We start from the raw sequence: 23,787 nt of genomic DNA, 5'->3' as shown, positions 1-23,787 counted from the left end.
TCGTCATGCGTGACTCGGGTTCGAATCCAAGAGGCGGCTCCCGATGGGTCGACCTGAGCGGACGTCATCGGGGGCTGCCCCGGTGGCGGGGGGATGGTCGCTCCGGGGCAGCGGTCGAAGGGGCCTCGCGCGGGAGGCGGAGGTGCGGTGTGTCAGGCGCGCGTGACGAGCGTCATCACGGGTACGTTTTCCGCCACTTCCCGGAAGTCCGCCCGCGAGCCGTCCACCGAGTAGCCGTAGAGGTGGGGCAGCAGGCGCTTGGCCATGTGCCGGTTGCGCCAGTAGTAGGCCTCCATGAAGTCGATCGCCTCCTCCGGCGGCATCGGCACCGCCGTGACCGGGATGCTGCGGTTGCCGACCTTGATCGTGACATCCGGGGTGTGCAGGAGATTGCGATACCAGGCCGCCTTGTGCCCCCAGCCGGAGGCGACCACGTAGCGGCCCTTCTCGCGGTCGTGCTCGATGAGTTCGAGCACGACCTGGCGCTGCTTTCCGGTGACCCGGCCCACGTGATTGATCAGCAGCATGCGGTTCCCGAACAGCCATCCGAGGCCGGCGTTGTAGAAGTGGACCGGCAGCCGGAGCAGCAAACCGAGCGGCCCGGACGGCGGTTGCACCTTCTTGACGACTTCCATGGTTCTTCTCCCGCAGTCGAAGGGCCGTGGCTCGTGGACCGGCCGTCAGTGCCGGGGGGTGAAGGGGTGAGGCCCGACAGAGCCCGGGCCTCGACCTGCGCCCGACGCGGCCGCCGGGGTGGCACGCATCGGTTTGGCCGATCGTCTTGGTCGAACGTCCAAGTTCGTGGCGACAACGTAGCACACCCGATCGACGTCCCCTAGTGCTCCGCGAACCGGCTGCTACCTTGGGGGTATCGACTTGGTCGATGGTCCAAGGCGATTGTCCAAGGCGATAGTTCAAATTGTTCGGGAGACGCCGAGGCCTACAGTCCGGATCGGTCACAGGATCGTCGAAGCAGATGGAGGAAAGCGCGATCATGACGACGGATTCCGCCGCCCGAGGCCAGCAGACCAGGGCAAGCCTGCTCGAGGCCGCGGTGCAACTGATCGTGGAGGAAGGCTGGGGCGCCGCCACCACCCGGAAGATGGCCGAGCGGGCCGGTGTGCGGCCCGGAGTGGTGCACTACCACTTCGGCACCGTCACCAACCTGCTCGTGGAAGCGGCCCTCGACACGATCCGGCGGGAACTGAGGCGGGTGGTCGCCCTGTTCGACGGCCATGACACGCCGACCGGGCTGAGCGACATGCTGAAGGTCGTCGGGCAGTACACCGCGGACGATCCGCTGACGGTGCTGATGAGCGAGACCCTGCTCGCCGCCACCCGGGTCGAACGGCTGCGTGTCGAGGTGTCGACGCTGCTGCGGGAGTATCGCGCGGCCACCGGTCAGTGGCTCCGTGCCCAGGGCGTCGAAGACGCCGAGGCCACCGCCGTCGTGCTGAGCGCCGCCCTCGACGGCCTGGTGCTGCACCGCATGCTCGACCCCGAGCTGCGCGCCGCATCCCTGACCGGCCCTCTTTTCCGGATGGCCGGCGTCGAGCCCACGGCGGCGAACTCCCCCGAATCCGCCGGCGTGGACCCCATGGCACCGAACTCCCCCGAATCCGCTGAATGATGACGCGTGTCGCCGACGGCACCCCGGCCGCCGAGGACACCGCGCCATCGCCGAATCTCCGAGGAGAGACCGATGGCAGAAGTGACGGCGCCACGCGGAAGCGTGCGCCTGCGTTCAGTGACCAAGACTTACGGAAGCGGTGAGACCGCACTCACCGCGCTCGGCGGCGTCGACCTGGAGATCGAGCCCGGCGAGATGGTGGTCGTGCTCGGCCCCAGCGGCTCCGGCAAGACCACACTGCTCAACGTGATCGGCGGCATCGAGAGCGCCGACGGCGGAGAGATCCAGGTCGCAGGGGTCGACCTGACCGGCCGCCCGCCACGGGAGTTGGTCGGTTTCCGCCGGGACCGGATCGGATTCGTGTTCCAGTTCTTCAACCTGGTGCCCACCCTGACCGCACGCGAGAACGTCGAGGTGATGATCGAGCTCACCGGCCGCGGCGACCGCCGCCGGGTGCCCGAACTGCTCGCGGCCGTCGGACTGACCGAGCGCATGGACCACTTCCCCGCCCAGCTCTCCGGCGGCCAGCAGCAACGGGTCTCCATCGCCCGCTCCCTGGCCACGGACCCCGACCTGCTGCTGGCCGACGAGCCCACGGGCGCCCTGGACCAGGCCACCGGCAGGTCGGTCCTGAAGCTCCTGCAGGAGACCAACCGGCAGGGCCGCACCGTGCTGATGGTGACCCACAACGCCGCGGTCGCCGCCATCGCGCACCGCGTCATCACCATGAGGGACGGCAACATCTCGTCCATGGAGAAGAACGCGACGCCCGCCGACGCCGTTTCCGTGGGCTGGTGACAGGCGTGCACGGCATCCTCCTCGCCAAGACGCGTCGTGACCTGCGCCGCAGGCTGCCGCAGTTCATCGCGATCGCGATCACCGTCATGGTCGGTGTGCTGCTGTTCATCGCCAGCTACGACGCCTTCCGCAATCTGGACACCTCCTACAAGCGCAGTTATGAGCGGCTGGACTTCGCCGACCTGACCGCCTCCGGCGGCGACGCGCAACGCACCGCCGACGCCGCGCGGAAGGCCCCCGGCGTGAGTGCCGTGGCCAACCGCACCCAGCAGGATCTGCCCGTTCGCCTCGGCAAGGACAAACTGCTCGGGCGGGTGGTGGGCATGCCGGCCACCGGGCAGCCCCCGGTCAATGCCGTCGACCTCAAGTCCGGCAGGGCCCTGAGCGCCGACGCGCCCGACGGCGTGCTGCTGGAGACGCACGCCGCGGACACCTTCGGCCTCGGACCGGGTGACCATCTGCGGGCCTTCGACGGCCACGACTGGCGCACGCTCACCGTGCGCGGCGTCGTGGTGTCCCCCGAGTACCTGTGGCCCGCGCGCAACCGGCAGGAAGCCCTGTCCGACCCGCACTCCTTCGCGGTCGTCTTCGCCCCCGAGGCGACGGCCCGCGAGCTGGCGGGCCCGGACGCGGGCCTGCAGACCCTGGTACGGATGAAGGACTCCGCCTCCGACGACGATCTCGCGAAGGCGGCCGACGCGTTGCGCCGGGCCGGGGCCACCGATGTCACCGAGGCCGACGACCAGGCGTCCAACGCCGTGTTGCACGAGGACCTCAAGGGCTTCCAGCAACTGGCCGTGCTCTTCCCGATGCTGTTCCTCACGGCGGCCGCCATCGCCGCCTACGTCCTGATCACCCGCCTGGTGCTGTCCGAGCGCAAGGTGATCGCGACCTTCCTCGCCGCGGGTGCGCCGCGCGCCGTGGTCGTACGGCACTATCTCGGGCACGGGCTCATCGCCGGCACGGCGGGCGCGGTGGCCGGTGCCGGCCTGGGCGCCCTCGCCACCTCGGGGCTGACCCACGCCTACACCGAGGGGCTCAGCATTCCGGACACCGTGGTCGAGGGGCGGCCGCTCACCCTGGTGCTGGGCGTGCTGTTCGGCGTGGTGGTCGGCCTGGCCGGCGGAATCGCTCCGGCGCTCGCGGCGTCCCGGGCCGCCCCCGCGGAGGCCATGCGGGGCGACGGGGGCACCCTGAAGCCACCGGGACCGTGGAGCCGCGCGGTGGCACGTGCCCGGCGCGTGCCGGTGATCGGCCGTCTCGCGCTGCGTGAACTGACCCGCAGCAGGCGGCGGACGGTGGCCACGATGACCGGCACCCTGCTCGCTCTCGTCGTGGTGCTGTCGTCCGTCGGGCTGCTCGCCAGCATGCGGTCGATGATGGACACGCAGTTCAACGAGGTGCAGCGGCAGGACGCCACGATCACCGCCGCCCCCGGCGCACCGGACCTGACGCAGGCGCTGGGCGCGGTGGACCACGTCGCCGAGGTGGAGCGGGTCACGACGGCCCCGGTGTCGGTCGGCGCGGACGGCCGCTCGTACCGGACCTCGCTGACCGGCTACCGCCCGGACACCCGGATGCACGGTTTCCGCGGTGCTGACGGCGGCAGCGAGAAGCTGCCGGACGAGGGCATCCTCGGGGGCGAGCCGCTCGCCGACAAGCTGGGTGTGTCGGTCGGCGACACCGTGACCGTGAGCAGCGCCGGCCGCAGTACGGAGGTGCGCCTGGTCGGGCTCCTGGACGAACCGCTCGGCACCGCGCTCTACGGAACGCCGGAGACCGTCCGGTCGCTGACCGGCGCCGAGCCCGGCACCTACGAGGTGCGTTTCACGCCGGGCACCGGCACCTCGGCACGTGACCAGGTGCGATCGGAGATCACCGGGATGACGGGTGTGGTGGCCTATGCGGACGCGCAAGCGGTCAAGCGCCAGTTCGACAGCTTCCTCAAGCTGTTCTGGATCTTCGTGGGTGTCATGCTGGCGCTCGGTGCGGTGCTCGCGCTGACCGTCATCTACGTGACCATGACCGTCAACGTCGCGGAACGGACCTCCGAGCTGGCGACGCTGAGTGCCGCGGGCGTACCGCTGCGGCGTATCGCGGGGATCCTCGCGGTCGAGAATCTGACGGCCACCGCGATCGCGACGCCCTTCGGGCTGCTCGCCGGGGCGGGGGCCGCCTGGGCGTCCATCCAGTCCTTCAACAGCGACATGTTCTCCATGGAGCTCACCCTGGGCTGGTCCTCCCTCCTGCTCGCCGCCGTCGCCGTGCTGGGGGCGTCGCTGCTGTCGCAGATCCCCGCGGTACGGATGGTGCGGTCCCTGGACATCGCACGGGTGGTGCGGGAGCGGGCGCAGTAGCGCACGGCCCGCGCACGTGGTGGGGCCCCGGGCCGCGGCCCGGGGCCCCACCACGCGGGACACGTCTCAGCGGAAGACCGAACCGCGGTGCCGCACCGTCTCGCTCAGCCGGTGCTGGATCGTGTCCTTCACCTCGCCGGCGAGCTTCTCCACCACCAGCGGGTCGTCCGCCGCGTCCGGCGGGAACATGTCGGTGTGCACCGGCGGTTCGAACCGGAGCGTCCACTTGGTCGGCAGCGGCACCAGGCCCAGCACCCCGAGCAGGGGGAAGGTGGGGGTGATCGGGAAGTACGGCAGGTTCAGCAGCCGCGCGAGGGTGCGTGACTCGCCGATCATCGGGTAGATCTCCTCGGCGCCGACTACGGAGCACGGAACGATCGGGCGCCCCGTGCGCAGCGCCACGGCCGCGAAGCCGCCCCGGCCGAAGCGCTGCAGGCGGTAGCGCTCCTCGTAGGGCTTGCCGAGCCCCTTGTAGCCTTCCGGCATCACGCCCACGAGTTCACCGTCGGAGAGCAGCCGCAGAGCGTTCTCCGGGCAGGCGCGCACATGGCCCAGCTTGCGGGTCAGGTCGCGCAGCACCGGGAAGTCGAACGCGAGGTCGGCGGCGAGCATCCGCACCGCACGCCGGGCGGGGTGCTTCTCGCGCAGCGCCACCTGAAGCATGAGCGCGTCCACCGGCAGGGTCCCGGAGTGATTGGCCACCACCAGGGCGCCGCCGTCGTCCGGCACGTGCTCCAGGCCCTCCGCCTCGACCCGGAAGTACTTCTCGTACAGCGGGCGGAGCAACGGAAGCAGCGCACCGTCGACCAGGTCGGGGTCGAACCCGAAGTCGTCGACCGCGCCGTCCTCCGAGGCCAGCCGGCCGAACAGGTCCATTCCTTCGGCCAGCAGCTGTTGTACGACTTCCATGACGAAGGAGGGGTCCTTGCTCTCCGTCCCGGCGCCGGGTGCGGACGTCTCGGTCCGCTGCCCGTCGCGGTTCCGGGCGCCCGGGGCCGAGTCCTCTTCGATGGACATTGCGTCTCCTGTCACGCTCGCCGTCTTCCTCGGGTGATCCGTCCTGCCGAAGGCTCACTTGGCCCCGGTCCCCGACCGGTTCGCGACCTCCTCGCCCGGCGGCAGGGCAGCGCCGGAGCGGCCCTTCCGGACGCCGTTGCCGTTGCCGTTCACCGACGGGCGGCCGGCACCCGCGCGCCGTCTGCCGGCCGAGGGCATGTCACGGCGCGCGGCCGGTGCCGTCGGCGCGTCCTCGTCCTCGGCCATGTCCAGACCGCCGACCATGCCGTCGCCGCTGTCGTGGACCGCCTCGTTGCGGCGTTCCCTGGCTTCCCGCAGGAGCCGGGCGCGGGTCTTGATGAACTTGGCGTTCATCTCGTCCACCGGGATGAACTTGTTGACGCCGCCACCACTGACCCGGGGTTCCTGCTTCGCCATGATCTTGTAGTCCTGCGGATCCTGGACGTACTTCTCCAGATACACCTGGAGCGTGGACATCATGCGCCGCAGCGACTCGAGCCGCAGGAAGGGCTTCAGCTGCGGGAACTCGTACACGCGGAAGATGTGCTGGGTGTGCTCCTCGTCCACCGGCATGAACCACGACGTCGTCTCGAACGCCTCGGTCTGCACGTGCACCATGCACGGGAACGAGAACGTGATCACGTAGTGGATGCTCTTGCCCGGATCGTCCTCCTCGCCGTGGTCGAACGAGTAGCGGAAGGTCATTCCGTCGTCGTCCGTCTCCACATGGTGGTTGTGGATCATGGTGGCCTTGAGGAAGTTCTGCTTTCCGTCCAGGCCGAGTTTGGCGAGCGTCCCGTACAGGAAGTTGAAGTCCAGGTAGTTCAGCCAGTGATCCCGGTGCACATAGGTGACGTGGTAGAACTCCTGGACGCTCTCGATGTACCGGGTGTAGTGGACCGGCTTCTCCCACGAAATCGTGGAGTAGAGCTTGTCGTTCTCCTTGATCTCCGTGGGCGCGATGATGTCCGGACGCTCACTCTCCGGACGGTCGTCGCCCCACCACATCCAGATGAGGCCGTACCTCTCCTGGGCCGGGTACGAACGGATCTTCAGCGAGCCGGGTATGCGGGCGCCCCTGCCCATGGCCGGGGTCAGCGTGCACGCGCCCTCGGCGTTGAACAGGAAGCCGTGGTACGGGCATTCGACCGTGTTGCCCTTCATGCGGCCGTCGCCCAGATTGGCCCCCTTGTGCGGGCAGCGCGCGTCCTGGACCACGATCCTGTCGTCCAGGTCGCGCCAGAGCACCAGTTCCATGCCCAGGCGGCGCAGGCCCGTGGGCTTCTTCTTGGTGACGTCCGTGGAAATCGCGATCGGGTACCACAGATCAGGGATCATCCGTCTCTCCTCACCGGCCCGCCGACGCGGCGGCGGGCATCGTCCTGCGGTCTGGCTCTTCGCCCTTTCCTGTCTCTTCGTCTGTCACCGGCCGCTCCGGGCGCGGCCCTCCGGCCGGCGATGTACCGCGGCCCCGTGCAAAACCGCCGTCAGGAGCCGGTGGATTCGGCGACCTCGACCGTTCCGGCGTCGCCGTCGACGACGATCAGGTCTCCGGTCCGGATGACCTGGGTCGCGTGCTTGGTGTTCACCACCGACGGCACGTTGAACTCCCGGGCCACGATCGAGCTGTGCGAGAGCATCGAGCCGATGTCGGTGACGACACCGCCCGCGATGGCGAACAGCGGGGTCCAGGTGGCGTCCGTGAAACGGGTGACGAGGATCTCCCCCGCCTCGAACTCGTCCGCCTGCCAGACCAGGTCCTCCACGATGCGGGCCCGGCCCACCACCCGTCCGGGGCTGGAGCCGAGGCCCTCGAGGATCTCCCCGTCCGGCACCGGCCGTACGGCGGTGGCCGGGTCGTGGTGGCCGATGAAGGTGAGCGGCGGTTCCGGCAGCCGCTTGTTGTACTCGTGCTGCCGGCGTGCCGCCTCGATCCGGGCGCGGTCGAACGCCACCGTCTCCGCGGCACCGCCGGCGAGGTAGCGGCGCACATCCTCGAAGTCGAGGTACATGACCTCGTCCAGGGACTTGAGCACACCGGCCGCCACCAGCCGGCGCCCTACCTCGTAGACCACGGCCCGCACCAGCCAGATCGACGTGATCATCGACATCCGGGTGGTCTCGCGCAGTTCGCTCGTCCCCTCGTACAGGGAGATGACGCCCTGAAGCGCCTTCCGCTTCGGGAGCGGGAGACGGTCCAGGGCGGCACGGGAGTCGTCGTGGTGGCTGCTGCCGCGTTGCAGGATGTCGTCGGCCGAGAAGCCGTCGGCCGCGTAGCGCCGGATCATCTGGAACAGGTACGAGGGGTCGTCCACCCAACGCGGGTGGGACAGCTCCATCTCCTGCGGGCCCCGGGTGCCGTTGGCGCGCAGGAAGGGTTCCATGTGCCGTTCCCAGAAGGCGCGCCCCTCCTCGTCCGCGCGCAGGGCGTCCTCGACGGCGTCCAGCGGCTCCTCCTGGATGATCCTCAGCACGTCCGGCCGCTCCTTGGCGGCCTGCGCGATGGCCCAGATCTCCTTGGCGCAGCCGACGGTCCGCAGATTCGACATGTCCGTCTTGACGCGGTTCTGCAGGTTGGCGCCGTCCTCGCCGAGCCAGCGCGAACACAGCTCGGCAAGCACCCCGTAGAAGCCGAACGCGTTGATGTAGTACGGCATGTAGCCCACGTGCATGTCGTGGAAGTAGCTCAGCCGCCGGTCGAGTTCGGCGTGCAGTTCCCTGCGCGGCATCCGCGTCAGGTCCAGGCCGCGGGCCCGGTCGAACTCGTACAGCCGGGAGTCGGCCATCTCCTTGGACCGGGGCACCGCCCGTGCCATCTCGTTGGCGGTGGTGCGGACCCAGAAGGCGACGGACAGGGCGTCCGGGATGCCGGAGGGAAAGGTGCCGAACGGGTTCTCGTAGTGGGTGGTGTCGACGTCCTCGCTCACGAAACGGTCGGTGAACCGGCGCTGGTCGCGGGTGGGCAGCGCCTGCTGCATCGCGTACGCGCTGTAGGAGATGTTGAGGTAGACGTGCCCCTGGACGTACCCCATGGGCAGATCGGGGTCCCCCGTGGTGCGCACGCCGAGCGCGGAGGTGCAGTCCAGGTGGACGTGCTGCTGGTAGTACTTCGCGAAGCTGAGTCCCAGCGGTGTCATGAGGCCGACGAAGATCTCGCCGATGTCCATGCGCGACCACAGGGTGCCCTGCTCGATGTGCTCGGGCTGCGGTGAGACGTACGGGCTCGGCACGGTCGGCTCGGCCGCCGGGCGTGTGGTGACGGGGCGGGTCTGGAACAGATGGAAGGCCCCGTCGCGCAGGCCCCACTCGATGTCCTGCTCGCAGCCGTAGTGGTCGCGCACCCGCAGCGCCAGGCGCGCCAGTTCGGCGAGCTGGTCGTGGGTCAGGCACGGCGCGGTGCGTGCCGTGCCGTCGACCTTGGTCACGCCGATGCGGCCGGGGGCGAGCGGGGCGCACTTGGTGACCTTGTGGCGCACCTGTTCCTCGACGACCTCCAGGCTGCGGTCGTCCACGATGAAGTAGTCGCTGGAGACACGGCCCGCGACCAGGCCCTCGCCGAGGCCGACGCACGCCTCGACGACGATCCGGTGCGGTCGCGCGCCGACCGGGTCGACCGTGAACAGGACCCCGCTCACGTCGGTGTTCACCATCTCCTGCACCACCACCGCGATGGAGCCCGGCGGTTCCCCCTCCTGGCGGTAGGCGGCGGCCCGGTCGGACCAGAGCGACGCCCAGCACCGCAGGATCGCGTCCAGGAGGTCGTCCTCGCCCGCCACGTCCAGAACGGTGTCGTGCTGGCCGGCGAAGGACTGGGTCGCGGAGTCCTCCTTCAGGGCGGACGAACGCACGGCCACGCGAGGGCGCCCCAGCGCGGCGTACGCGGCGCGCACGGCCTCGGCCATCGGGGCCGGCATCGCCGTGGCGAGCACCCGCTCACGGGCGGTGCGGCTGTCCAGGCCGGGCAGCTCGCGGGCCAGGTCCGTCGCGTCCAGGAAGGCGTCGAAGAATGTCGTGGTGAGGCAGAAGGCCGGCGGCACCGGAAGTCCGGCGGCCACGAGGTCGGCGAGCCGGGCCGCCTTTCCACCGAGGACCGCTGGGTCGGCGCCGGGTGCGGAGCCGAGGCGGAGGAGGTGGTCGGACCAGGTTACGGAGTCGGTGCCGGGCGCGTGGATGGTCATGGTGGGTGCCCTAAGGATGTGAGGCGGTCGGGGAGGACCGGGTGTGGCGGATGGCCGGTTGCCGTCGGTGGCCCCGGGAGACGGGCCGGACGGGCGGTCAGGACCGCACGGGGCGGACGCTGGTGCCCACGAAGGACCAGAACTGCTCACCCGGGACGATCCGGGTGGCCTCCACGTCGACGAAGCCGGCCCGCTCCATCTGGTCGACGAGTTCGGCCTCGCGGGGCAGGGGGCCGCCGAAGTCGGCGTTGGTGAACCAGAGGTTCAGCACGTCCAGAGCGATGTTGCCGCCCTGGCAGCCGGTGGTGAGCAGCAGCTTTCCGTTCGGGGCGAGCAGCGAGCGGACCCTGCGCAGCACCTCGACGCGCTCGGCCACGGGGAAGTAGTAGATGTTGTTGTGCATCGTCACAAGATCGAACTGGGGCTCCAGTTCGAGGGTGCGCAGATCGCCCTGCCGGGTCTCCACGCGATCCGCGAGTCCCCAGGCGGCCATGTTGTCGGCCGCCTGGTCGGCGACCTCCTTCTGCAGGTCGATCGCGACGGCGGTCAGCCGCGGGTTCAGCTCCGCCGCGTACCGCACGTGGACGCCGCTGCCGCAGCCGACCTCCAGCAGCCGCAGCTCGCGGCCGCGGCCGAGGGTCCGCGAGACCGCCTCCTCGACGAAGGGCTGCACGACGCGGGTGGACCGTGCGATGACGGCACCGTCCTGGTCCCCGAGGGTGAACCGCCGGCCGTCGCGCAGCATGGCGGGGCCGTCGAGGAGCGCGGGCACATGGAAGCGGGCGACCTCCTCGAGCATGGCCGCGATCGCGTCGTTCTCGGGCTCGGCCAGGGCCCTGGCCGGGATGCTGGCCGGCCGGTAGCAGCCTTCCACGGTGACGCTGAGATCGCCGAGCCGTACCCCCAGGTCGAGCCAGGCGCGCAGGCGGTCCCGGTCCTCGGCCGGGATGCCGAGGCGGTCGGCCAGGGAGGCCACGTCGCAGGGGCGGTAGGCGAGGCAGGCGAGCACCCCGGAGCCGGAGGCGGCGGCCAGGAAGGACACCCGGTAGACGGGCTCGATGACTCCCTTCGACAGCGCGAGCAGCAGCGGCATGCGTGGATTGCCCAGGAGCTTGGCCGCCGTGAGGATGTCGGTGAGCGGGTCCTCCACACGGTTGCGGAGGGTCCGGGCGAGACTCAGTATGTCCATGCTGCGTTCCTTGCCGGTAAGAGGGGCCGTGTGTCGTCGCCGGGGCCGGAGCGGGGTGTGCCGAGCTGGGCCCGCACCTCGCGCAGCAGCCGGGAGCGCGCGGGACCGTTGACGAAGAAGTGGCCCCCCTCCAGGTGGCGGCGGAGGAAGGAGCCGGCGGTGTAGGGGCGCCAGGCCTCCACCGCGGACTCCGGGGCCAGTTGGTCGCCGGCGCCGGAGAAGGCCGTCACCGGGCACGACAACGGGGTGGACGGGCGCCAGCGGTACTCGTCGCAGGCGCGCAGGTCCGCCCGGAGCGCGGGCAGCCGGCGGGTGAAGTAGGCGCTGCCGACGGAGGGTTCGGGGCCGAGCCCGCCGAGGTCGTCGACCAGCCGGAACAGCGCGTCGTCGCTCAGGGTGTGATCCGTGCGGTCTCCGTAGAGGTGCGGCGCCCGGCTGCCGGACACGAACAGGTGCCGGGGCTCACGCTCCCCGGCGAGGGTCAGCGCACGGGCCACCTCGTAGGCGAGCAGGGCTCCCATGCTGTGACCGAACAGGGCGTAGTCCGAGGTGAACCCGCGGGAGATCAGGGCCTGGGCGAGGGCCTCCGCGAGCGGCCGTATCGCGGTGTACGCCGCCTCGTGCAGGCGCGGCCCGCGGCCCGGCAGCAGCACGGGCACCACTCGGCCGGGCCAGCCGAGGTCCGCCAGCTCCCGCTGCCAGTCGCGGTAGACCGACGCGGTGCCGCCCGCATAGGGCAGGCACACCAGGTACGGGCCCGTGGCCGTGCTCTCGCGGTCCGCACCGGCGGAGGCGGGTTCGGGGAACCAGCCGCCTCGCCGGGTGAGCGGGTCACCGGGCGACATGACGGTGCCCCTCGTCCGAGTCGAGCCACGCGAGGGTGCGGCGCATGCCTTCCGCGAAGTCCACCTCGCTCTTGAACCCGAAGTCCTCCTGGGCGCGGTGGATCCCGTACGACTGGTCGCGGTCGAAGAGGTGGACGGCGTGCCGGGTCAGCACCGGCCTCGACTTGACGCGCAGCGCTTTGTACATCCCCTCGGAGCAGACCGCGAGTGCGGTGGCCAGCGGTGTCGGCAGGCTCAGCTTCGGGGTGCCGGTGCCCATGCCCTCGGCGAGTGCCTCGATGTACTCGCGCCAGGTGGTGCGGTCCGGGTCGCGCAGGTTGTAGGCGCGGCCCACGGTGTGCTCCGAACCCGCGGCCGCGATCATCGCGTCGACCGCGTTGTCCACGTAGAGCAGACCGGCGGGCACCTCGCCCTTCCTGATGTAGATCATCTGCTTCTGCCGCAGCAGACCGCCGATCTCGATGACGAAGTCCTTGCTGGCCGGCCCGTAGACGGACACCGGCCGGACGATCGTCACCGGCACCCCGGTGGCCTCGGACGCCTGCTGGACCGCGCGCTCGCCGAGGACCTTGCTGCGGTTGTACGGCAGTCCGATGTCGCGCGGGGGCCGGCTCTCGTCGCAGGGTTCCTTGGGGTAGCCGTACACGTCGGTGGTGCTGACGTGCAGCACACGGGCCACCGAGCCGGCGTGGTGGGCGGCTTCCACGACGTTGCGCGGACCGTCCACGTTGGCGCGGCGGAACTCCTCCCAGGGTCCCCAGTCCGCCGACACGCCGGCGCAGTTGTAGACGTGGGTGACACCGGCGGCGGCCCGGCGCAGGCTCTCGCGGTCCTCCAGTGATCCGGTGACGACGTCGTCGGCCGTTTCGGCGAAGGGCAACCGGTCGCTGCCGGGACGGGCGAGGACCCGGACACGGTGGCCCCGCTCGGCCAGCCCGCGGACCAGGTGCCGGCCGAGGAATCCGCCGGCTCCGGTGACGAGGACGTCGGGCGCGTGGCCGGCCGGGGGCGGCGCATCGGGGGCCGTGGCGGGCATGGGCTCGTTGCTGTGCGAGGTCATGGATCACACCAGAAGGTCGAGGGAGTGTTCGAGGTCGGCTTCGCTGTGCTCGACGTTCACGAAGAAACGCAGGCGGCACCGGTCGCGGGGGACGGCCGGGTAACCGATGGGCATCACGTTCACGCCCTTGCCCAGGAGGGTGTTGGACAGCTCGATGGTCCTCTCCCAGTCCCCGGTGATCACCGGGATCACCGCGGAGGCGCGGGACACTCCGACGTCCAGGCCGCGCGCGCGGGCCCGCGTGCGGAAGAACTCGGCGAGTTCCCGCACCCGCGCCACGCGCTCCGGTTCGTCGCGCAGGACACGGATCGCCTCCAGCGCCGCCGCCGCGCCGGCCGGGGCGATGCCCGTACTGAAGATGTGCAGCGGCGCGGTGTACTTGAGGTAGTCGACGAGCGGGGCACGGCCCGCGATGTATCCACCGAGGCTGCCGATGGCCTTGCTGAGCGTGCCCATCCACAGCTCGACGTCGGCGGGGTCGGTGTCCCAGTGCTCGCCGATCCCCCGGCCGGTGCGGCCGAGCACGCCGAGCGAGTGCGCCTCGTCGATCATCAGCAGGGCCTGGTGGCGCCGCTTCACCTCGATGAAGCGCGGCAGTTCGGGAATGTCGCCGTCCTGGCTGTAGGCGCCCTCGATCACGACGAGCGCACGGCGGTGGCCACCGCGGGCCGTGGACAGGATCCGGTCCAGAGCCTCCCAGTCGTTGTGCGGGAAGGGGCGGCGGCGCGCGCCGGACAGGATCGCACCGCGCACCGTGCTGTCGTGTATCCACTCGTCGTGCACGATCAGGTCCTCGGGGCCGAACAGGTGGCCGACCGTGGCGACGTTGGTGGCATGGCCGCCGGCGAACACGATCGCGTCCTCGGTGCCGAGGAACGAGGCGATCTCCGCTTGCAGTTCGTGGTGGAGCGGGGTCTCGCCGAACAGCAGCGGGGTCGCCGAACTGGAGGTGCCGTAGCGGTCGATGGCCGCCCGGGCCGCCTCCCTGACCCGCGGATGGTGGGAGAGACCGAGGTAGTTGAACGACGCGAAGTTGACGACCTCCTGTCCGCCGACCTTCGCGACGGCGCCGTTGAACCCCTGGTGGACGCGACCGTACGGGTTGTGGGGGCCACTGCCGACCTGCCGCAGGCGCTCGAGATGCGCGGTGTACTCGGGCCACTCCTCGAAGGCGTACTCCGGCCGCACCGGGACCGGTTCGGGCGGTCGTACGGCGGCCGGCGGCACCGGGTCCGGTGGCGGGGCGACGGGCCGCGCGGGCGTGCTCCGTCCGGCGAGGCGGTCGGCAACGTCCTGGACCGTCGGATCCTCGGGCAGCCCGTGCCGCAACTGCTCGGCCTCGCGGGGGAACCGGGCGGTGATGCGACGCCGGAGATCGGTCTGCATCAGCGAGTCGAGGCCCAGGTCCGCACCGAGCCTCGCATACGGCGCCAGCCGTTCCACGGGGAACCCGGACACCAGCGCGACACATTCGCGTACGAACGGCAGGAATCCCCCCTCCGGTGTGCCGTCCGCGGAGGGGGACCCCGCCGGCGCCCCCTGGGCGTCCGGCAGGGGCGCGAAGCCCGGTGCGGCGGCCTGAGGGCCGGCCGGGTGGGCGGGTGGCATCGGCCAGGCGCCGGGGTGGGCGAAGGGGGCGGGCGGCGCCGGGACGTAGGGCATGCCGGGCAGCACATAGCGGACGCCGTCCCACACGAGGTAGGGGCCCCATGGGGCGAACGGCGCACCCGGCACGGGGTAGGGGGCACCCGGCGCGGGAGCCGGAGGACCCGCGGGCACCGGCGTCGTCGCGGGGCCGGGGGCCGCGCCCGCTGCCGTACCGGGGGCGGAAGCGGGCGCCGGTTCCCCGGCGGCCGCCGCCTCCTGGCTGCCGGTCCGTGCGGCGGCCGGACCGAACCAGTACCGGTCACGCTCCATGGGCAGGTGCGGAACCGGGACCCGGGCGGCGGTCGCCCGCCCGTCGAGGCCGGACCAGTCGACCTCGCCGCCGGAGCAGTGCAGTCGGCCGAGCGACTGCAGGAAGGTCCGCCGGCCGCCGCCCTTCCTGCTCAGTGAGGGCAGCCACAGCAGCCTGCCGGGCTCGCCGTCGGCTCCGCCCTGCCGAGCGACCGTGCTCCGGCACAGGTTGAGGAGCGTCGGGTGCGGGCCGATCTCGACGAAGGCATCGCATCCCCGCCGGCGCAGCTCGGCGAAACCGTCCGCGAACCGCACGGTGGAGAGCATGTGCTCCACCCAGTAGTCGGCGTTCACGTGCTCCGCCGGCCCGCCGGTCAGGTCGGAGATCCACGCGATGCGCGGCGGGGCGAAGCCGATCCGGCCCGCGGCCTGGCGCAGTGGTGCCGCCGCCCCGGCCATCAGCGGGGAGTGGAAGGCGTGCGAGACGGCGAGCGGGCGCACCGCGACACCGCGGTCCGTCAGCAGCTCGCGCACCGGGCCGATGTCCTCGGCGGCTCCCGAGAGCACCAGGTGGTCGGGGGTGTTGACGGCCGCGACCGCGACCGAGGCGAAGCCCGCGGCGACCGCCCGGACGGCCTCAGGGTCACCGACGCACGAGATCATCGCGCCGTCCCCCGGCTGCTCGTCCATGAGCCGGCCCCGCTCCACGGCCAGGGTGAGGGCGTCCTCGAAGGACAACGCGCCCGCCGCGCAGGCCGCCCCCAGCGCGCCGACGCTGTGTCCGAGCACCGCCGCCGGGCGCACGCCCAGGTCGGTCCACAGCCGGGCCAGGGCGACCTCGAACGCGACCAGTGCGGCCTGACAGTCGCGTGTGCCGCGCAGTGCGTCCTCGTGCTCCGGGTCGAAGAGCAGGTCGAGCAGGGGGATGCCGAGGTGGGGGCGCAGCACTTCGCAGGCCCGGTCCAGACAGGCCGCGAAGCCCGGGTGGGCCTCGTACAGGTCCTTGCCCATGCCGGTGTACTGGGTGCCCTGGCCGCTGAAGAGGAAGGCGATGCGGGGCGTGGGCCCGGTGGCCGCGTTGCCCCGCAGGACCGATGGCGCGGGTTCGTCCCGTATCAGCGCGTCGAGGGCCGTGTCGAACTCGGCGTTCGAGCCGGCCGTCAGCACGGCCCGGTGCGGCAGATGGGCCCGCCCGGTGTTGGCGGCGCGGCACAGGTCCGCCACGGGAACGTCCGGGTGCGCGGCGAGGTGGGTGCGCCACGAGCGGGCGAGGGTGGTCAGGGCGGTCGGCGTATGGGCCGACAGGCACAGTGCGTGCACCGCACGGGGGTTCGTCACGGTGAGGGTCTCCTCCCGTAGGGGGGCGGGCGGAGCTTCGAGGACCAGATGGGCGTTGGCGCCGCCGAACCCGAACGAGCTGACGGCGGCGCGGGCCGTGCCGCCGGCGGACAGGGCACGCCGGCGGGTGGGCACGGCCAGACCGGAACCGTCCCAGTCCAGACGGCTACTGGGCCGGTCGAGGTGCAGCAGGGGCGGCACCTCGCGGTCCCTGACGACGAGGGCGGCCTTGATCAGTCCGGCGATCCCGGCGGCCGCCTCCAGGTGACCGATGTTGGTCTTGGCCGAGCCGACCTGACAGGGCCGGTCCGCGGACCGGCCGCGGCCGTACACGCCGGCCAGCGCCTCCCACTCGACGGGGTCACCGAGCGAGGTGCCGGTTCCGTGCGCCTCGACGTAGTCGATCTGGCCGGCGCGCAGCCCGGACCGCGCCAGCGCCTCCGCCATGACCTGCCGCTGGGCGGAACTCCTGGGCGCGGTCAGGCCGTTGCCGCGGCCGCCGTGGCCGACCGCGGAGCCCCGGATGACGGCGTGGATGCGGTCACCGTCGGCGAGGGCGGCGGACAGCGGCTTGAGCAGGACGAGCCCGGCGCCCTCCCCTCGTACGTATCCGTCGGCACCGTCGTCGAAGGTGCGGCAGCGGCCGCCGGGGCTGAGCATGCCACCGGCCGCGAGGGCCACGGACAGGCCGGGAGTCAGCATCAGGTTGACACCGCCGGCCAGCGCGACGGAGCACTCGCCTTCCCGCAGGGCCCGGCAGGCCATGTGCACCGCGACCAGCGACGAGGAGCACGCCGTGTCCACGGCGAGGCTCGGGCCGCGCAGGTCGAAGACGTACGAGAGCCGGTTCGCGGCGACCGACTGCGCGGTGCCGGTCGCCGCGTGCACGTCGGCGCTGTCGAGCCGCGGCATCTGCAACTGCGCGTAGTCCTGGCTGCTGATGCCGACGAAGACCCCGGTGCGGCTGCCGGCGAACCGGGACGGCGGCGCTCCGGCGTCCTCGAAGGTCTGCCAGGCGGTCTCCAGGAGCAGGCGCTGCTGCGGGTCCATCCGGTGCGCCTCGCGGGCGGAGATCCCGAACAGGCCCGCGTCGAACTCGTCGGCCCGGTCGAGGAATCCGCCGTGCCGCGGTGCGGCCACCCCCGCGGTGTCCCAGCGGCCCGGCGGAACCTCTCCCACGGCGTCCCTGCCGTCGAGGAGCAGCCGCCAGTAGCTGTCCACGTCCGGCGCTCCCGGCAGCCGGCAGCCCATGCCGACCACCGCGACGGGTTCGCCGTGAGCCGGAGTGGGGGCGGCCGCGTCGGGGGCCGGTGTCCGGTCCGCGCCTCCGGAGCCGAAGCGGTCCGCCACGGCCCGGATGGTCGGGTGGTCGAAGACGGTGGCGGCGGGCATCTCCCGGCCGAGCAGAGCGCCGAGTTCGGCGCCCAGGGCCACCGCCTGCCTGGAGTCCAGCCCCAGCGAGGCGAACGGACGCGTGACGTCGACGACGGAGGCCGGCAGCCCGAGCCGGTCCGCGACCCGGCCGCGCAGCCACGCCTCCAGTTCCGCCGCCGAGTGGCCGATGCCCGCGGCGGGCACGGCCTCCTCCGTGCTCTCCGTGCTCTCCGTGCTCTCTGCGCGCTCAGCGGGCTCCGCGTTCTCGCCGAGGCAGAGCTCGACGAGCCGGGCGGCCTGCGGGCGCACCAGAAGTTCACCGACCGGAATGCGGATGCCGAGCCGTGCTTCGAGGGTGCCCACCGCGTCGAGGAGCCGCAGATAGTCGAGGCCGAGCTCGGCCAGCGGCCGGGAACTGCCCGCATCGGCGACCGTGACCGTCCGCCCGGCGGCTTCGGTGAGGGCACGGGCCACCGCGCCGGCGACCCGGGCACGGCTCTCGCCGGGCGTCAGCCCGTCGAGGTCCACCCGGTCCCCGGCCCCGGCTTCGGGGGCCGGGTCCGTGGCGCGCACCACGCTCGCCGCCACCACGGGCAGTTCCAGGGCGAGCAGGGCGGCACGCACGCTCCGGCGCTGGGTCTTGCCGCTCGTCGTCTTCGGTACGGCGGAGTGCCGGACCAGGGCGACGGTGTGCGGCGCGATCTCGTGCTCCTCGGCCAACGCGCCGCGCAGCGCGGCCAGTACGGCACCGGGGTCCCCTGCGCCGGGGCCGCCCAACTCGTGGACGAGGCCGAGCTGTTCGCCGTCCGGGGCGGGGATGCCGAAGGCCGCGCCGTTGCCGGGCCGCACGGCCCGACTGGCTCTCTCGGCGGTGCGCTCGATGTCGTGCGGGGCGAAGTTCCGCCCCTGGACGACGACGATCTCCTTGATGCGGCCGGTCAGATGCAGCCGGCCGTCCCGCAGGAACCCGAGGTCGCCGGTGCGCAGCCAGCGGGTGCCCCGCTCGCCCGTGATCGTCGCCCCGAACGTGTCCGCACCGGCGTCCGGCCGGCCCCAGTAGCCCTGCGCCACGCTGGGTCCCGCGAGCCAGACCTCGCCGATCGCGTCCGCGCCGAGGCGCCGCCGGGTCCGAGGGGCCACGACGGCCACCTCGACGCCCGGGACGGGCAAACCGCAGTCCACGACCCGGCGGGTGCGTTCCGTGTCGGGTCCGGCCGGCTCGGCGACGCCCGCCTCCAGCGCGGCCGCGGAGAACCGGGCCGCTTCGGGTTCCTCCCGCGGGCGGACGCCGGTGGCCATGAGAGTGGACTCGGCGAGCCCGTAGCAGGGCATGAACGCCGTGCGGGCGAAGCCTGCCGGGGCGAAGTACTCGGCGAACCGGTCGAGGGTGCTCGCCCGCACCGGCTCGGCCCCGTTGAGGGCGAGCCGCCAGTTGCTCAGGTCCAGGGCGTCCCGCTGCTCGGGGGTGACCCGGCGCAGACACTGCTCGTAGCCGAAGTTGGGGGCGGCCCCGAGCGTCGCGCCGGTGGCGGAGAGCGTGTCCAGCCACAACAGGGGCCGCTGGATGAACGTCCTCGGCGCCATGAGGTGGGCGGGGAATCCGCCGTACATCGGGTGCAGGATGGCACCGATGAGCCCCATGTCGTGGTACGGCGGCAGCCAGGACACCAGCTGCGCGTCCGCACCGTGTTCGAGCCAGGAGTGCATCGCCCGCAGGTTGTGCAGCAGGTTTCCGTTGCTGACCATGACGCCTTTGGGTGTCGAGGTCGAGCCGGAGGTGTACTGGAGGAAGGCCAGGGTCCCGGCGGTGGCGTCGGGTTCCCGCCAGGCGCCGGCGAGCTCCGGCGCCAGTTCCTCGCTCGCGGTCCACTCCAGCCCTGCGAGCCCCGTGGCGCGCGGTTCCGCCTGCCCGGTCCGTACGGCATCCAGGACCGCGCGCGTGGTGAGGGCGTGCCGGGCGCCCGAGTCGTGGACGACGGCGGCCAGCCGGGTGGCCGTACGGCCTGCTCCGGTACGGTCCGGCGGGTAGGCGGGGACGGCCAGGGCGCCGGCGTACAGGCAGCCGAAGAACGCCGCGATGTAGTCGACGCCCGGTGGGTGCGACAAGATCACGGGCTGACCGGCGAGCTTCCTGTCCTGGAGATGGGCCGCCACGGCCCGTGCCCGTGCGTCGAGTTCGTGGTAGGTCAGTGATGTGCTGGTGCCCGCGCTGTCCTCGAGGAAGCGGTAGGCGACCGCGTCGGGCCGCTCGTCCAGCCGTCGCCGCAGCAGAGCGGCCACCGTCTGCGCGTCGCCGTCCGGACGTGCCGCGCCGCTCGGCGTCGGTTTCACGGTCTTCCCCCTTCCCTCGCCGCCGGCCGGCCGGCGCGGGTGGTCCCCGCGGCGGGCGGGGGCGGGGCCCCGTCGAGCCGGCGGTGATCGACCTTGCCGTTGGCGTTGTGCGGCATCGTGGCGAGGCGCTGCGCGGCATGCGGGACCATGTAGGTGGGCAGCAGCGCCGCACAGTGCCGTTTGAGCTGGATCAGGCCCGGCGCCTCGGCGCCCTCGCGGAGCGTGTAGTAGAGCGTGAGACGTCCACCGCCCGGACCTTCACAGAAGCGGACCGCCGCCTCGGCCACCGACGGGTGCCGCTGCACCGCCGCCTCGATCTCACCGAGTTCCACCCGGTAGCCGGAGATCTTGACCATGCGGTCCTTGCGGCCGCGGTAGACGAGCAGTCCGTCCTCGTCGTAGGAGACGAGGTCGCCGGTGGGGTGCAGACCCTGGCAGTGCAGTGCGGCCGCCGGGTCCCCGGCGCGCCGCCAGTACCCCGGCGTGACGCAGTCGCCGCCCACGACGAGTTCACCGATCGTGCCGGGCTCCGTCACGGTGCGGCCCTGCTCGTCGAGGACGGTCAGCCGGGCGCCGTCGACGGGGCCGCCGATGGGCACCGGGGCCGTGCGGTCCAGGTCCTCGGGGCGGACTCGGTGGAACGTGCACACATTGGTCTCGGTCGGGCCGTAGAGGTTGTACAGGGTTGTGCCCTCGGGCAGCAGGCCGGCCAGGGCGCGCAGCCGGGGCATCGGGAACACCTCGCCGGCGAACAGCACGTGGCGCAGGCTCTTGGCCCCGTCGGCGGTGAGCGCGCCCGAGGAGACGAGCAGGCCGAGCGCCGAGGGGACCGAGTACCAGACGCTCACCGCGTGCTCCCGGATTCCCCGTGCCAGTGCCGTCACGTCCTTCGCCTGGTCATCCGGCACGATCCAGAGCGCGGCACCCGAAGTGAGCGCGACGAACAGGTCGAAGGTGCTCAGATCGAAGTTGAAGGAGGCGTGGTTGGACAGCACGTCCCCGGGGCCGATGCCGAACTCCGCGCGGGCCCAGCTCACGAAGCCGGCGAGGTTGCCGTGTGAGATCTGCACCCCCTTGGGGGTGCCGGTGGAACCGGAGGTGTACAGCAGGGCAGCCAGATGGCCCGGGTTCAGGGCGGGCATGAGGGTGACCCGGCCCGCGGCCGCCCGCACGAAGTCGTCCCAGGGACGCACCGGGACGCCGCCGACCGTGTCGGGCAGGTTCTCGCCACGCGTCACGACCACCCGGAGCGAGGCCGGCAACGGCTCCCGGCCGAGCAGGTCCAGGTGGGCCCGGTCGGTGAACAGCGCCACGGGCTCGGCGTCGGCGAGGACGGCCGACGCCCGGCCGGCGGGCTGTCCGCCGTCGAGCGGGACGTAGGCGCAGCCGGCCTGGAGTGCGGCCAGGATGGTCTCGGCGTAGCACGGATGTTTGTCCATCCAGATGGCGATGCGGTCACCGATGCGGACCTCCAGCGTGTCCACCAGCCGGGACGCGATGGCGTCCACCTGGGAACGGACCTCGCCGTACGTGGCGCCGTCCGGTCCCACGAAGGCAGGGCGCGCATCCGCCGCGGTGCTCTCGCGCGGCGGCAGACGGAGGGCGACCGGGGGCGTCGGCCCCGTGCCGCGTGACGCGGGCGTGCTCATCGCGCCCCCGGCAGGACACCGGTCTCGCGGGCGGCGGCGGTGAAGATCTCGGTGGCCAGGTCCAGGTCCTGCCGGGTGTGTTCACAGGTGACGCTGACCCTCAGCCGCGCGTCGCCGAGGGACACGCCCGGATGGACGACGGTCTGGCAGAACAGGCCGCGGGCGCGGACCGCGCGCCCCATCTCCATCGCCTTGCGTTCGTCACCGATGACGACCGGCAGGATCGCGCTCTGCGAGCGCTCCAGGTCGAACCCGGCGTCCAGCAGGCTGCCGCGCAGCACGTCGATGTTGGCCCACAGCCGCTTCAGCCGCTCCGGCTCGGCCTCGATGACGTCCAGGGAGGCGAGGAGACCCGCCGCGACCCCCGCCGGGATGTTCGCAGCGAAGACGTAGGAGTTCGCGTAGTGGCGCAGGTACTCGATCACGTCCTCGTCACCGACGACGAAGCCGCCCATTCCCGCCAGCGCCTTGCTCATCGTGCCGAGTTCGAGGTCGACCTCGCCCTTGAGACCGAAGTGCTCGGAGGTGCCGGAGCCGCGCGCGCCGAGGACACCGGTGGAGTGCGCGTCGTCGATCAGCACACGGGAGCCGTACGTCTTGGCGAGCCGGACGATCTCGGGCAGGTCGCAGATGTCGCCGTGCATGCTGAACACGCCGTCGGCGACGATGAGGCTGCCCCCGTCGGACTGCTCGGCGGTGCGCGCGAGGATCCGTTCCAGGTCCGCCATGTCGTTGTGCCGGTAGATCTTGCGGGCGGCCCCCGACAGCCGGCCGCCGTCGACGATGCTCATGTGGTTGAGCTTGTCGACCACGAGTGTGTCGTAGCTCTTGACCAGGGCGGAGACCGTGCCCAGGTTCGCCGCGTAACCACCGGGGAAGACGATGCAGGCGGAGCGCTGCTTGAAGGCCGCGAGCCGTCGCTCCAGTTCCTTGTGCAGCGTGTTGGTGCCGCCGATGAAGCGCGAACCGGTGTGCGTGGCCCCGTAGGTGCGGGTGGCGTCGCAGACCGCCTCGACGACCCGCGGGTGATTGGCGAGCCCCAGGTAGTTGTTGGAGGCGAACATGAGGAACTCGCGTTCCCGGCCGGCCTGTTCGTCGTAGATCACGGCGCGGTTGGTGCACCGGGAGCGCAACGGCATGCCGTACCAGTACAGCTGCTCCCGCTCCCGCCCCCGCAGGTAGGACCGGAAGCTGCGGGTCTTGGCGAAGATGTCACGGTCGCGCTGCTCGACGAAGTCCTTGGCCGAGCGGGGGTCCCAGGTGCCGCTGTCGGCGCCCGGCACGGGCGGGCCGGCGGCGGACGTCGTACGGCGGGAGGCCAGCGCGGCGGTGACGTCGCGCAGTGTGGTGGCCTCCACCGGACCGAGCGCCGTCCCGTGCAGGCCGAGTGCCCCGGCGGCCTCGGCCGTGATGGAGGCGAGGACCACCGAGTCGATGCCGAGTGCGCTCTCCAGGTCGGCGTCCAGGTCCAACTGGTCGCCGCGGTAACCGGTCTGGCGTACGGCGGCGGTGAGCACGGCCTCAAGAACCGGGTCCTCGGACGGCGCACCCGTCGCCGCCGTGGCCACGGCGTCCTGCCGGAGGCCCGCAGCGGCGTCCGGCAGGCGCAGGGCGCTGCCGACCGCGCCGATGAGTTCACCGACCGTGGCAGGCTCGGCTGGAAGGCTGTCGTCATCGATGCGGAAGCGCTCGCGCACCGCTTCCAGAATGGATCGAAGGATGACGGAGTCAATGCCGAGTTCCGCCTCGAAATGGCTGTCCGGCAGCAGGAAGGACGTGTCGTAGCCCGAGCGGTCCGCGATGATCCGCACGATCTGCTCGTGCAGGTGTGCGAGGTCGAGCGCGTCGTCCGTGCGGTATGTCATGCCGCGTTTCCCCCTTGGCTCTCCTGCAGACGGTCGACCAGCTCGGCGATCGCGTTGACGGACCGGAAGTTCTTCAGCGATATCTCCCGCACCGGAATACTGATCCGCAAGGTGCTCTGCAGGTGGTGAACGAGATCGAAAACGCCCACGGAATCGATGATGTTCAGTTCCGCGATCGGGGTTTCCGGCTCCAGGCCTTCGGCGTCGCCGTCCATCCAGACATCGACGATGTAATCGGTGATCAGTTCCCGAGAGGTCAT

14 protein-coding genes are annotated in these 23,787 nt (G+C 71.9%); 3 read left to right on the top strand and 11 right to left on the bottom strand.

The features are described 5' to 3' along the window. Positions 1-152 precede the first annotated feature (152 nt). Positions 153-635, bottom strand: a complete 483-nt coding sequence (locus tag AC5L3C_RS16790; RefSeq protein ID WP_493649705.1) for a nitroreductase family deazaflavin-dependent oxidoreductase — start codon at positions 633-635, stop codon at positions 153-155. A gap of 359 nt (positions 636-994) precedes the next feature. Here AC5L3C_RS16790 and AC5L3C_RS16785 point away from each other — a divergent pair, with 359 nt between their 5' ends. The 3 genes from AC5L3C_RS16785 (at position 995) to AC5L3C_RS16775 (ending at position 4,785) form a co-directional block, all read left to right on the top strand. Beyond that, entirely contained in the window at positions 995-1,630 is a 636-nt protein-coding gene (locus tag AC5L3C_RS16785) for a TetR/AcrR family transcriptional regulator (RefSeq protein WP_493649704.1), read from the top strand. A gap of 117 nt (positions 1,631-1,747) precedes the next feature. Beyond that, a complete protein-coding gene (locus AC5L3C_RS16780; RefSeq protein ID WP_493649703.1) occupies positions 1,748-2,428 on the top strand; it encodes an ABC transporter ATP-binding protein in 681 nt (226 codons plus the stop codon). Further along, a complete protein-coding gene (locus AC5L3C_RS16775) occupies positions 2,425-4,785 on the top strand; it encodes an ABC transporter permease (RefSeq protein WP_493649702.1) in 2,361 nt (786 codons plus the stop codon). The genes AC5L3C_RS16780 and AC5L3C_RS16775 overlap by 4 nt, the downstream gene beginning before the upstream one ends. A gap of 66 nt (positions 4,786-4,851) precedes the next feature. Here AC5L3C_RS16775 and AC5L3C_RS16770 read toward each other — a convergent pair whose 3' ends face one another. From AC5L3C_RS16770 to AC5L3C_RS16725, 10 genes are all read right to left on the bottom strand, one after another. Further along, positions 4,852-5,802: a lysophospholipid acyltransferase family protein gene (locus AC5L3C_RS16770; protein WP_493649701.1), complete on the bottom strand. Its 951-nt coding sequence runs from the start codon at positions 5,800-5,802 to the stop codon at positions 4,852-4,854. 54 nt (positions 5,803-5,856) lie between these two features. Continuing rightward, entirely contained in the window at positions 5,857-7,140 is a 1,284-nt protein-coding gene (locus AC5L3C_RS16765; RefSeq protein ID WP_493649700.1) for a Rieske 2Fe-2S domain-containing protein, read from the bottom strand. 149 nt (positions 7,141-7,289) lie between these two features. Then, complete coding sequence (gene redH / locus AC5L3C_RS16760) at positions 7,290-9,980, bottom strand: undecylprodigiosin ligase RedH (RefSeq protein WP_493649699.1); 2,691 nt, start codon at positions 9,978-9,980, stop codon at positions 7,290-7,292. 97 nt (positions 9,981-10,077) lie between these two features. Then, positions 10,078-11,169, bottom strand: a complete 1,092-nt coding sequence (locus tag AC5L3C_RS16755; protein ID WP_493649698.1) for an SAM-dependent methyltransferase — start codon at positions 11,167-11,169, stop codon at positions 10,078-10,080. After that, on the bottom strand, positions 11,157-12,014 hold the full coding sequence (locus AC5L3C_RS16750) for a thioesterase II family protein (RefSeq protein WP_493649697.1): 858 nt from the start codon (positions 12,012-12,014) through the stop codon (positions 11,157-11,159). Before AC5L3C_RS16750 ends, AC5L3C_RS16755 begins: the two co-directional genes overlap by 13 nt. Then, complete coding sequence (locus tag AC5L3C_RS16745; protein WP_493649696.1) at positions 12,001-13,074, bottom strand: NAD-dependent epimerase/dehydratase family protein; 1,074 nt, start codon at positions 13,072-13,074, stop codon at positions 12,001-12,003. Before AC5L3C_RS16745 ends, AC5L3C_RS16750 begins: the two co-directional genes overlap by 14 nt. A gap of 3 nt (positions 13,075-13,077) precedes the next feature. After that, on the bottom strand, positions 13,078-20,013 hold the full coding sequence (locus AC5L3C_RS16740) for an aminotransferase class I/II-fold pyridoxal phosphate-dependent enzyme (RefSeq protein ID WP_493649695.1): 6,936 nt from the start codon (positions 20,011-20,013) through the stop codon (positions 13,078-13,080). After that, a complete protein-coding gene (locus tag AC5L3C_RS16735; RefSeq protein WP_493649694.1) occupies positions 20,010-21,662 on the bottom strand; it encodes a D-alanine--poly(phosphoribitol) ligase in 1,653 nt (550 codons plus the stop codon). The genes AC5L3C_RS16740 and AC5L3C_RS16735 overlap by 4 nt, the downstream gene beginning before the upstream one ends. Beyond that, complete coding sequence (locus AC5L3C_RS16730; protein WP_493649693.1) at positions 21,659-23,527, bottom strand: aminotransferase class I/II-fold pyridoxal phosphate-dependent enzyme; 1,869 nt, start codon at positions 23,525-23,527, stop codon at positions 21,659-21,661. Before AC5L3C_RS16730 ends, AC5L3C_RS16735 begins: the two co-directional genes overlap by 4 nt. Beyond that, on the bottom strand, positions 23,524-23,787 hold the full coding sequence (locus tag AC5L3C_RS16725; RefSeq protein WP_125505033.1) for an acyl carrier protein: 264 nt from the start codon (positions 23,785-23,787) through the stop codon (positions 23,524-23,526). The genes AC5L3C_RS16730 and AC5L3C_RS16725 overlap by 4 nt, the downstream gene beginning before the upstream one ends.

It is taken from the genome of Streptomyces speibonae (assembly GCF_984686075.1).
The sequence above is the reverse complement of the archived record's forward strand: the minus strand, read 5'-3'. Positions and strand labels throughout refer to the sequence as shown.